Origin of the sequence: Colwellia sp., from assembly GCF_013214175.1 — a bacterium.
Classification (GTDB): Bacteria; Pseudomonadota; Gammaproteobacteria; order Enterobacterales; family Alteromonadaceae; genus Colwellia.
The window spans coordinates 57,741-69,577 of the sequence record NZ_JABSPA010000002.1 but is presented as its reverse complement, the minus strand read 5'-3'; the positions used below and the strand labels follow the sequence as shown (position 1 = coordinate 69,577).

9 protein-coding genes are annotated in these 11,837 nt (G+C 38.1%); 2 read left to right on the top strand and 7 right to left on the bottom strand.

Annotated features, from left to right (window positions below):
• Positions 1-115: 115 nt before the first annotated feature.
• The 7 genes from HRT55_RS03485 to HRT55_RS03455 form a co-directional block, all read right to left on the bottom strand.
• Positions 116-2,080 carry an XrtA/PEP-CTERM system amidotransferase gene (locus HRT55_RS03485; RefSeq protein ID WP_291618929.1) on the bottom strand — a complete coding sequence of 655 codons (1,965 nt, stop codon included), beginning with the start codon at positions 2,078-2,080 and terminating at the stop codon, positions 116-118.
• Positions 2,081-2,087: 7 nt separating this feature from the next.
• A complete protein-coding gene (locus HRT55_RS03480; protein WP_291618928.1) occupies positions 2,088-3,206 on the bottom strand; it encodes a TIGR03088 family PEP-CTERM/XrtA system glycosyltransferase in 1,119 nt (372 codons plus the stop codon).
• A complete protein-coding gene (xrtA, locus tag HRT55_RS03475) occupies positions 3,196-4,668 on the bottom strand; it encodes an exosortase A (RefSeq protein WP_291618926.1) in 1,473 nt (490 codons plus the stop codon). Before xrtA ends, HRT55_RS03480 begins: the two co-directional genes overlap by 11 nt.
• Positions 4,668-5,939, bottom strand: coding sequence for a TIGR03087 family PEP-CTERM/XrtA system glycosyltransferase (locus HRT55_RS03470; RefSeq protein WP_291618923.1), 1,272 nt, complete (start codon positions 5,937-5,939; stop codon positions 4,668-4,670). Before HRT55_RS03470 ends, xrtA begins: the two co-directional genes overlap by 1 nt.
• A gap of 5 nt (positions 5,940-5,944) precedes the next feature.
• A complete protein-coding gene (locus HRT55_RS03465) occupies positions 5,945-7,027 on the bottom strand; it encodes a FemAB family XrtA/PEP-CTERM system-associated protein (protein WP_291618922.1) in 1,083 nt (360 codons plus the stop codon).
• Between the two features lie 70 nt (positions 7,028-7,097).
• A complete protein-coding gene (locus tag HRT55_RS03460) occupies positions 7,098-7,955 on the bottom strand; it encodes an XrtA system polysaccharide deacetylase (RefSeq protein ID WP_291618920.1) in 858 nt (285 codons plus the stop codon).
• Positions 7,956-7,960: 5 nt separating this feature from the next.
• Positions 7,961-9,364, bottom strand: coding sequence for a TIGR03013 family XrtA/PEP-CTERM system glycosyltransferase (locus tag HRT55_RS03455; RefSeq protein WP_291618918.1), 1,404 nt, complete (start codon positions 9,362-9,364; stop codon positions 7,961-7,963).
• Between the two features lie 199 nt (positions 9,365-9,563).
• On the opposite strand from HRT55_RS03455, the gene HRT55_RS03450 reads away from it, so the two are divergent.
• Both HRT55_RS03450 and HRT55_RS03445 read left to right on the top strand, forming a co-directional pair.
• Positions 9,564-10,199, top strand: a complete 636-nt coding sequence (locus tag HRT55_RS03450; RefSeq protein WP_291618916.1) for an XrtA/PEP-CTERM system exopolysaccharide export protein — start codon at positions 9,564-9,566, stop codon at positions 10,197-10,199.
• Between the two features lie 51 nt (positions 10,200-10,250).
• A complete protein-coding gene (locus HRT55_RS03445; protein ID WP_291618914.1) occupies positions 10,251-11,837 on the top strand; it encodes an XrtA system polysaccharide chain length determinant in 1,587 nt (528 codons plus the stop codon).

Below are 11,837 nucleotides of genomic sequence, written 5' to 3'. Positions count from 1 at the left end.
ATTCCGATATTGTTTGGTAAATGCCATAACAAGTATAACTTGCCAAGATTACTCTTTTTCATATTAAAGATCATGGATTCCCGATCAGACACTTCGGGAATGACGATAGAGTGACTTATTCGCTACCCAGCTCTGCTTGTTTATAAAAAGATGCAAACATTAACAGCGTCCATAATGGCGCACTATACTCTTTGCGACCTGATTGATGATCATCTAGCCACTTTTCAACCGTTTTCATATTAAATAAGCCGCTATTTCTCATTTGCTTACTTAATAATGAATCACGTAATTTTTGTTTTAATGGACCTCTAAACCAATCAGATAATGGCACTCTAAAGCCCATTTTTTTTCGGTAAAGTACATCGTGTGGCAGATGTGGTTCCATGGCTTTTTTCAAAATATATTTACCACAACCATTTTTAATTTTTAGCGCTGTTGGCACCTTTGCTGTCCACTCAACAAACTTATGGTCAAGAAATGGCACACGAACTTCTAAGCTATGCGCCATGCTCGCGCGGTCAACCTTAGTTAAAATATCACCAACAAGGTAGGTTTTAATGTCTAAGTATTGAATGAGAGATAACGGGTCATTGCCATCAAAGTTAGCTTCATGCTCTCTAAAGACTTCTAGAGCCGTATAACCTTTAAGTTCTTGGTATAATTCATCAGAAAATAATGCTTTACGTTGGGCATCATTTAGCAGAGATACACCGTGGAAGTAGCCCTCTGCAGTATCCATTGCTAAAGACTGAAAGGTGGTTTTCGCTCGTAAAAATTGTGGTGCCCAATCCATTTTAGGATAAAGCTTGCCAAGCGTGCCAAATATTGGTTTGCGAATTGCGTAAGGTAATATTGAACGTACTTTTTCTTCGTTCATCATTAAACCGTAACGGCGGTAGCCTGCTAATAACTCGTCTGCTCCGTCACCAGATAAACACACGGTTACTTGCTCCCGCGCCATTTGGCAAACACGATAAGTAGGCATGGCGGAGCTATCAGCATAAGGCTCATCATATAAGCCTGCGAGAATATCAACTAATTCAAAATCGTTACTGGAAATCACTTGTTCATGGTGATCGGTCTTATAATCTTTAGCAACCATACGAGCAAAGTCAGTTTCGTTGTAATCTTCTACATCAAAACCGATAGAACAAGTTGTGACCGCCTTATTTGATACTATACCTGAACTGTTTTCTTTCAATTTTTCACTGTTAAGTTGCGACATCATAGCCACCACTGCACTTGAATCTACACCGCCTGATAAAAATGAACCCAATGGCACATCGGCATTCATATGGCTATCAACGGCGCTTTTAAATTGCTCGACCATTTCTTCGAGGTAGTCTTCTTCGTCCATTTCGACTTGCTGAGCATAACTTACATCCCAGTACTGCTCTATTTTAGGCGCCTTATCACCAACGGTAAGGCTTAACGTATAACCAGGCGGCAATTTAGCCACCTGTTGATAAATAGTATGCGGTTCAGCGGCATAACCTAAGGCAAAGTATTGCTCGATAGCTTTTACATCTATTTTTTTACTTAATCCTGGTACCAAAGTGATACTTTTCAGTTCAGAGGCAAAATAAAGTGTGCCGTCAATCAGGGCATAGAATAATGGTTTTATACCTAAACGATCACGGGCAATAAATAAATGCTGTTTGGATTTATGCCAAAGAGCAAAGGTAAACATACCCTGAAATTTATCAACGCAAGCCTGACCCCACTGCATATAGGCATGTAAAATCACTTCAGTATCGCTATGGCTATGGAAAGTATGACCTAATACCTCTAGCTCTATACGCGTTTCTTTAAAGTTGTATATTTCACCATTAAAGATCAACACATAGTCGCCATCGTCACTTGCCATGGGTTGCTGGCCCGATGATAAGTCAATTATGGATAAGCGCCTATGCCCTAGAGCAACATGCTTATCAAGATATTCACCGCCCTCATCTGGACCACGATGAAATTGTGCCTTATTCATTTGCGCTAATAGTTTTTGATCTATTACCGAGTCATTGGCAGAACTATCTGATGAGCTAGCAGCTGAAAAATGTATAAAACCTGTTATCCCGCACATTCTCTTATTATCCTTTAATTAGTGCTTTATACTGTTCTAAGTATGCTTGCACCATGTGTTTTTCATTAAACTTTTTCAATACCTTGGCACGGGCATTATCGCCATGCTTCACAATTAATTCAGGTTGATTGATATAGCGTAGTAACCCATTTGCTAAAGCTGCTGGATTACTTTTCTCAACTAAGAAGCCCTCTTTAGCATCATCAACGATTTCTGGAATACCGCCCACTCGTGTAGCAACTATCGGAGTTTTTCCCGACATAGCTTCTAAGATGGTCATAGGGATACCTTCGGCAATTGAAGATAAAACAAAAACATCTGTTTCCGATAATATCTGCTCTATATCATCACGAGCACCGAGAAACTCTACAGTACTTAAAGCATGATCTTGGCAGTATTGTTCTAATTGTGCTCGTTGTTCACCATCTCCGACAATTGCAAGTTGCGGCATTTTGGCGCTACCTATTTGCTCTTGCAATAAGACAAAGGCGTTTAATAAATTTTGGTGATCCTTTACTGGCGTGATACGCGCGACAATAGCAAAGCGTAGCTGCTTGGTGTTTTCTTTGTTAAAAGTTTTTGGCAGGTTAAAACGATCGGTATTGATACCGTTTTGAATAAGTAAGGCTTTACGCTGAGATATGCCGACAGTACTTATTAACCATTGATGTAAGTCTTCACTTACACAGACATACCGCTGTATAAAGTTCGCCATCAATTTTCGTAAAAAATTATGTTTTTTATTTAAGCCTTGTGGATCGCCAATGTCACGTCCATGTTCGGCATGGATATGACCTTTAACACCCGCTAACCAGGAAATTGGATGGTACTCAATGGTTGGGAGGTTATAAGTATGTAATATTGCAGGCTTTATTTTTCTTAAAAGCTTAAGTAGTTTAAAGTGAATACCAAGATCACTACCCTGCTTTTTACCTAAACAAAAAACTTCAATATGAGTATTTTCAGCTTGGGCAAAATTATTAGCATCAGTTAAAGATATAATGACATGCTGAAATTTTTCACCCTGCATCTGATTAATACAATTAAGCATCACTCGCTCTAAACCGCCGATATCTAAACGATAGATAAGGTGCACTATTACTGGGGCTTTATCCTTATCTAGCATAGCTAACGGTTGCCTTTAGTAGATATTCACGCGAGAATTCAGAAAAATTCGCCTGTATAAATGCCATAGTAAGCTTATCTTCAGCAACGGACACATCTATTTGTCCCGCGAAAGAAACAGCTCTAACTTCACTAATATCTGACTGACGAGTTAAGCTATTCCATGCTTGCATTAATTTGGCTTTATTTTCATTAACCGTGTAGAAATCACCAACTTTATATTGATATAAATAACTTCTTGGTTGGCCATTGACACTACGTAGATGTACCAACATTACTGGTTTATCAGCGATTGATAACTCTTCAGCGCTCACGACTGTCCATTTATCATGGTCATGAGTGACATTTTCCCAGGAGATCATCTCTCCTTTAGTTTGTTTATTACCATACACAGCATGAAAAAGTTCGACACCTTCATTATCACTTATTTGAGTTTTCTCTAGCGCACCAGAAAAAGAAATCCCCCAAGAAGAGACTAGCGTTTCATCATTGTCCATACTAGCAGCTGAAATTATAGGAATGGATTGCAGCAGGTAAAAAGCCAATAAAAATAACGGAAAAACTACAGATACCTTGTATAAATACCCAAAACTAGCTTTAGTGTTGTTATTGCTTTTAACTTCACTTGACTGCGTGAGGGCACTACTTTTCTCTTTATCAGCAAAAAAGCCACCAATCCAGAACATCAACATAATGACTAAACCAAAAAACAACCAACCATAAATCAAATGATCAGCGCCGGTGGCGTACTCCATATCTGAATAATAGGCAATTGCCACTATGCCGTATGCGCGCATACCATTAGCTAAAATAGGTAAACACAAAGCAAAGATAAAAAAGATGACTTGTTTATGAATTTTTTGATAGGTTAAGTGCCCATATAGAGCGCCAACCGCCGCAGAAGCGATTAAGTAACGAATACCCGAACAGGCAACCGCCACTTCAAACATACCAGTAGGTATTTGAATATATAAGCCATCAACGTAAACCGGTATGCCATTTAACTTCAAGAAGAACACGGTAAACCATGCGGTTACGTCTTGCAGCCAGGGAATAAGGTTCTCCCCCATAGGCACGGCAAACAATAAATAGGCTAATGGGAATTTATAATGCCATGCTAGTTTGTTACCAATAAGCAGCCAAAGTAGAAAAATCAGTGAAGTAACCGCAGATAACTGGCTCAAGACATTAATATCTGCAGCATAAGCGAATAAGCCTACAAACAAGGATACGGCCAGTAAAGGCAATGGCAACCAACTCGCTTGCACCTTGCTTTGTAGCAAGTTTTCTTTATCTTGCCATAAAAGCCATAAGCTAATCGGTAAGATAAAGTAGCCATGGGCAAAAGTATCCGACCTTGACCATATTGCTTCCATTCCCACTAAAGCATCTTGATAAACCAGTGCCCAAGTAAGAATGAGTAATGAAAAGGTCGCCAAAAATCGTTTATCGGTTATCTTCATCAATGACTTTCCTTAGCTGTAAAATAATTCATTAATGGCTGTAAAGTTTGCTGCCAAGTAAAGTGATCTAAAATCCACTGTCTATTTGTTAAAACCTTTGGCTGCTCATCGAGTAATGCTAAACAAGCTTGTGCGTATGCATTACTATCATCGGTGATGATGACACCATCAGATTGCTGGGCATTAATGCCAGCCATCGCCATCGTTGTGACAACAATGGCTTTATTAAGAGACATAGCTTCTAATACTTTATTTTGAATGCCACGGGCAATTTGTAATGGCGCGACCACGCATTGAGCTTGCTCTATAAAAGGCCGTACATCATGTACACGACCCGTAACAACAATACCTTTCTTTTTAGCTAAAGCACTCACTTCACTACTTGGGTTACCACCAACAATGCAAAAAATAGCATCGGGTTGCTTGGCTAAAATTGATGGCCAAACATGTTCAACAAACCACAACACGGCATCAACATTTGCCCAATAATCCATAGCACCAGTAAAACTAATAAAGGGTACCTGAGGGACTAAGCTTTCTTCAGAAAATGTGACTGCAGGGTTAAAAAAAATAACATCTACCCCATTAAGTAAACCATGTACTTTGGCTTGTTGCGCTTGTGGCTGACTATCCCTAAATAGTTGTGCTTCATCCGCTGAAACAAATAAGCTATGAGTAAATTGGGCACTAATTGAGTTTTCTTCTTTCGCTAATAACTTATATTCACGATTAAAAAACCACTTAGCAATTCCGGTTTTTTTATTCGCGTATTGACGCCATTTATCAGAATCGACATCAACAAAGTCAATCACACGCTCTAATACTTGATACTCATCATCTTTACCGGGCTTGCTTTGCACGTACTGCGCCATAGAAGAAGAATAAATAAAAACCTTACTAATATTATGCTCAGTAAGTGTTCTATTAGTCCATTGCTGCATACGTTTATCAAAATAATAAGGTAGAGTAATTGGCTGATTCGTTATAAAGCCTGTTAAGCCTTTAATTTTTGCCAGTATTTTATGCTGATCTAAATGAAACACTGCAACACAATATTTAGCCAAGGTTGCCACATATTGCTTATCAAATGGGTCATCGATAAAACAACCCAAATGCACGTCATAATGTTCACTTAATTTTTTTAGAATATTAAATGAACGTATTTTATCGCCCTTATTAGGCGGGAAAGGTATTCGATGACAAAGAAACAGTAAAGGCTCTTTTTTTATTAGACTTACATCGAGTTGAACTGGCTGACTAGCAAGGGTCATGGCAATTACCCCAAAAACTTAGATAAAAATGGACCAACAATTTGGCTTACTTTTAACGGTAATTTCTGCCAAAGCTGAATAAACAACTTATATTTTGGATTGTTAGGACTTAAGTTAGGTAATTCATCGACATTAACTAGGTGGTAATAGTAATACAGTGACTTAGGCTGCATGCCCCAGTTTTTCTTATATTTGTAGGGGCCACTATCATTTTTACTGCGACCAAAGTCATAGCTACGATAGCCTCGTTCACTGGCATTACACATCACTTGATAATACATAAAATCTGCACTTTTCAAGGCTCGAGCACTGTCATTACCGCCGCCATAATAAGGTAACACTTGTCCATTAAAATAAAAATTCATCACTGCACTTGAAGGCTGATTATCTTTGTTTTTGATGACAGCGATGTCAACATTGTCGCCAAAAAACTCAACTAAGTTAGTAAAATAGTCCTGGCTAAATATAGGCGTACCTAAGTTGCGATAGCTGGTTGACAATAGTTGATAAAAGTCATGAAAATTCGCTTTTCCTTGTTTGAGGGAGAAACTCAGTTCATTTTTAAGGGAATGACGAATAACGGCACGCTGTTTTTTCTTAATATTTGCTAGGATTTGTTCATTGTCATCGGCCAATTCACAAGCAAAACTACTATGCGCTTGTTTAAGCAATAACTCCGAATCCTGCTTTTCTTGATATCTTAATTCTAAATAATCAACGGAAAGCTTTTCGGCTAACTGGCAAGCCTCTTGTTCCAGTTGGCGTACAAGAGCTGGAGTATCGGCAATAGCGCCGCCATAAACACAAAAAGGCGTTGAGATGAGCGCGTGACCAAATAATTTACTTTTAACTTCTACTAAAGGTAGAACACCGGCAATATTGCCATCAAGCTCTATAAACAAAAAATAGCAATCATGGTTAAAGCTTTTTGAGATAACCTGTTGCCAGCCACTTAAGTGAAAAAAGCTACCTTGCGAATGGTTTTTGACATAGAGATCCCACTGTTCAAAGTCAGCGGAGGTTAGCTGTTTAATTGCAACATTAGTATTAGAAGCTGTATCAGTGCTGGTATTATAAATAGTATTCAAGTATCCATTCTCTTGTTATTTAACTTTATGATTAATACCATAAAAGCCTTATCTCCGTTTAGCGTTTTAGCTATTTATCCAAGTAAACACTTTTCATTGTATCCCATTGGTAATCCTCTAATAAGCGCACAACTTTAGCTTCCATACGGGATAAATTTAAGTAGTGACGAAGTCTTGATTTAACTGAAGCGCCAGCTACCCGAGGTTGCTCTGGGTCTATCTCCCAAGGATGAAAGTAAAAGCTATAAGGCTGCTGCTCTGTACTTAAGTAGTTATCAATTCGCCTTTTAGATAAAAAGTAAGGATAAAGACGGAAATAACCGCCGCCACCTATGCCGGTATTACGATCGTTTTTACGTACTGTCGGTACAGGAATTTCTAAAATCCCTTCCGGACGCTGGTATTTGAAGCGTGGCCAATCAGGCACGCCATATAAATCATGTTCAATCGGATAGGTACTAGAGCTGTAGTCAAAACCCAACTCAGCCAGAATTTCATAAACCCAAATATTACTATCGTTAAAGGAGAAACTCGGCGCCCTATAGCCTATAATCGCTTGCCCTGAAGTATCTTCAAGTATTTGTTTGCTTTTACTAACATCAGCGCGAAATTCATCGGGTGTCATGATCGTCGCCCGTTGATGAGCAAAGCCGTGGCTAGCCAGCTCATGCCCTTGTTCAACAATGGCTTTAATTAAATTAGGACAGCGCTCCGCAACCCAACCGAGCGTAAAAAAAGTACACTTGGCTTGTTTTTGCTCAAATAACTCGAGTAAACGATAGGTATTACGCTCTACGCGCATTTCTAAGCTTTGCCAATCTGACTTATTAATAACCTTTTCAAAGGCAGAGACATGAAAGTAATCTTCTACATCAACCGTTAACACTTGTTTTTCTGGTAATTGACTGGCTTTATTTACTACTGACATCTTAATTAGCGCCCTTTGCCAAATAATACAATTTCAACGGTTCTAATTAATATTAGTAAATCCAATAAAAAACTACGGTGCTTAATGTAATAAAGGTCATACTTTAACTTTTCTAGTGAATCAGCCTCTGTTGCCCCGTAAGGGTATTTCAATTGTGCCCACCCCGTTAAACCCGGTTTAACATTATGACGTTCGTTATAATAAGGCAGATTTTTAATTAAGCCTTGCACAAATTGTGGCCGCTCAGGTCTTGGACCAACAAAACCCATATCGCCATGGAGTACATTCCAAATTTGTGGCAATTCATCAATACGGTATTTACGTAAATATTGGCCAACTTTGGTAATACGACTATCATTTTCACTAGCCATTTGTGCGCCATGCTTTTCTGCATCTAAACGCATACTACGAAATTTAATAATATTAAAGGGTTCACCGTCTAAACCAACACGCTCTTGCCGATAAAGTACCGGAGCATTAAAGCCTTCGGTGAGTTTCATACATAACACAGCAATAAGCATAATTGGCCAAGTAACTAACAATAAAACCACTGCCATTGCTGCATTAAAAATCCAATCTAAGGTATTGCGCAAGTGATTATTAGAAGCAAAGCCGTTGGAATAAATAACCCAACTTGGATAAATAAGGTTTACCGCTATTTGCCCGGTTTCACGTTCGATAAAATCTAATATTTCGGTTATTTCGATACCACGAATTTTACAAGCAAAAAGTTCATCAACGGGTAAATTATTACGGCGTTCATCATTGGCGACGACAATTTCGTCAATTTCATGAGCTAAGGAGTACTCCACCAATGACTCAGTTAGATTAATACGTGTTTCACGTTTAATTCCGTCAGGTGTATCCCCTACCATAACGATAAAACCATGGACGGTGAAATCTTGCCTATCGACATCACGTCGCATACGCTTTTCAATTATTGATGCTCGTTCACCCGTGCCTAGCACTAAAATATTTCGTTTGCCAAAGCCAAAAAAATCGACCTTAAAGGTAAAGTAGCGAAAGCAACTTATCAGGAAAACACTAACCAATGAGGCGATAGCCAATAATTCAATGGGCAGATGATAAGGCCCATAAAAGGGATTGATTATGGTTGCAGCAAAAAAAGCCACTGATACACACATCAACATGCGACGGAAAATACCGCGAAAGCTTTCTCTCAGTTTTGAGTTATATAAACCTAATGCTAAAGCACTTAATTGATTAAGTAGTGCGAAGATAACCGCATATAGCAATAAGAAACCATCTGGAATCAACTGAAACTCAACAACTTTAAATAAGCCATTCAAATGAACAGCTAAAAACAGAGAGCCAGCGAATAGGATCTGCTCTATGAGAATTAAAGACTTACTTCCTGCTGATAAATCACGAAACTTCGAACTAGACATAACCGACTAGATTCCCTTTAATTGATAGCTGCTAAACTGCAAGTACCTTCCAACAAAAACAGCTCTAATTCTAACAAAAAACACACTAAAGTTAACGTTTAATTTACACTTGTTAATTTACGTTGTTAAAGTAAGGTAAAATATCATACAATTAATCATTATTTTCTAATTAAATTGTATTTAATAAAAGGTGTAAATTATGGATAATCGCTTTGCCAACAACTTAAAAGTTGGCCTGCTATTGCTAGCAACTTTTCTTTCAGGCTGTAGTTCACACAGTACACTTCCTAGCGCAACCTTGCACTCATCAAATACTATTAATATAAATTCGTATAAATACTTAATAGGCTCAGGTGATGTGCTTAATATTTTTGTTTGGCGAAACCCCGAAGTATCCGGCTCTTTTGTTGTTAGACCCGATGGCATGATTACCACATCGTTAGTTGAAGATATCAAGGTATCAGGTAAAACCCCAACTGAACTAGCCCGCTCAATTGAAGAAATATTAGCAACTTACCTGCGCGACCCTATTGTTACGGTTACAGTAGCAAATTTTGTCGGTCCTTTTAGTGAGCAAATCCGTGTTATCGGTGAAGCAGCGCAACCGCGGGCAATTAATTATACTCAGCATATGACTTTACTGGATGTTATGATCCAAGTCGGTGGCTTAACTGAGTTTGCCGATGGTAATGATGCGGTATTGATACGTATTGAAGATGGTAAGCAAAAGCAATATCAAGTTATGATAGATCAATTACTTAAAGATGGAGAGATAAGTGCAAATGTTGATATGTTACCTGGTGATATTATTATCATTCCTGAGGCATGGTTTTAAAACTGTCATCATTAACAACATCTCAAATTAGCGGACAATTAAAGGGTAGTAATGCAAGAAATATTTGAAGAGATAATTGATTATCTAAAAGGAATTTGGTTAAAACGTCGTTATATCATCATAGCAACTTGGCTTATTTGTCCGCTTGGTTGGTATTTTGTTTCATCTATGCCCGATGTATATGAATCAGAAGCAAGGGTTTATGTTGATACACAATCATTATTACGTCCATTATTAAAAGGATTAACTGTTGAAACTAATCCGAATACTCAAATTCGCCTAATGGTTAAAACGCTATTAAGCCGCCCTAATTTAGAACGTATATCGCGTATGACCGACCTTGATGTTCAAGCAAGTAATAGTGAAGAATATGAGAAAATAATTAAATCATTAAAAAATAACATCAAAATATCTGGGGTTGGTCGAGAAAATATTTATACCCTGAGTATTGAAGATAAAGACCCCGAAATGGCGAGGAATATCGTTCGCGCAGCGTTAACTGTTTTTATTGAAAACACCTTGGGAGAAACCCGCAGTGACTCTGATAGTGCGCAAAAATTTATAAATACTCAAATTAGAGATTATGAAAACAGATTAAGTGATGCTGAAGCTAGACTCACTAGCTTTAAACAAAAGTATAGTGGGATCCTACCTAATCAGTCGGGCGGATATTACATAAAGTTGAACAACAGTAGGGAGCAGTTAAAATCTATTGAATTAGATATTCTGGAAAATAAAACGCGTTTAGCATCCGCTAATAAACAACTTACACAGTCAATAGTTACCAATCCCAACAGTGCTAATAAAATAAAAAGTGATAGCTCTATTCAAACCACTTACGATAACCGTATTACTGAACTCGAAGTACAGCTTGATACCTTAAAACTACGTTATACCGACAGACATCCAGATGTCATTGAAGTAAGCCGAAATTTAGCGCACTTAAATAAATTGCGCAGTGCTGAAATAGACAACTACCTCGAGCAAAATAGTGAAAATAGTGGCAGCTTAAACCGATTAAGTGCTAATCCGGTTATTCAAGAAGTACAAATACAAGTTAACCAATTGGAAAACTTGATTGCTTCGCTCAATGTCAGAGCTGATAATTACCGCCAGCGTATTATTGAACTTGAAAGTAGTGTACATACTATACCTGAAATAGAAGCAGAATTAGTCGCCCTAAACCGTGGTTACTCTATTACCAAAGAAAAATACGAACAGTTATTATCACGTAAAGAAACCGCGCAACTAGCTCAACAAGCAGATGAAACAACAGATAAAATTCAATTTCGTACTTTAGATCCACCGCGTATTGCAAGCAAGCCGTCCGGTCCTAAACGTTATGTCTTATTTGCCTTTGTCACAGTAATAGGTTTTGGTGTCGGCATTGCTTTATCTTTATTAATGAGTCAATTAAACCCAGTAGCAACCTCGACAGCTCAATTATCAAAAGCCACCGGAGTGCCTATTTTCGGGGTAATCTCAGCGAATGAAAACTTAGGTTTACATAAGTGGCATCAAAAGAAAACCTTGATTTTTGTCTGTTCTAACCTGTTATTACTATCTATTTTAGTGATGTTTGTTAGTTATTTTTTATTTCCTGACCTCGTACAGGCTCCATTGAAAAGGATCTTTTAG

Coding starts and splice junctions, on each gene's coding strand:
- HRT55_RS03450 (WP_291618916.1), top strand. CDS start 9,564: ATGGATAATCGCTTTGCCAACAACTTAAAAGTTGGCCTGCTATTGCTA.
- HRT55_RS03445 (WP_291618914.1), top strand. CDS start 10,251: ATGCAAGAAATATTTGAAGAGATAATTGATTATCTAAAAGGAATTTGG.
- HRT55_RS03460 (WP_291618920.1), bottom strand. CDS start 7,955: ATGTCAGTAGTAAATAAAGCCAGTCAATTACCAGAAAAACAAGTGTTA.
- xrtA (WP_291618926.1), bottom strand. CDS start 4,668: ATGAAGATAACCGATAAACGATTTTTGGCGACCTTTTCATTACTCATT.
- HRT55_RS03485 (WP_291618929.1), bottom strand. CDS start 2,080: ATGTGCGGGATAACAGGTTTTATACATTTTTCAGCTGCTAGCTCATCA.
- HRT55_RS03480 (WP_291618928.1), bottom strand. CDS start 3,206: ATGCTAGATAAGGATAAAGCCCCAGTAATAGTGCACCTTATCTATCGT.
- HRT55_RS03455 (WP_291618918.1), bottom strand. CDS start 9,364: ATGTCTAGTTCGAAGTTTCGTGATTTATCAGCAGGAAGTAAGTCTTTA.
- HRT55_RS03470 (WP_291618923.1), bottom strand. CDS start 5,939: ATGACCCTTGCTAGTCAGCCAGTTCAACTCGATGTAAGTCTAATAAAA.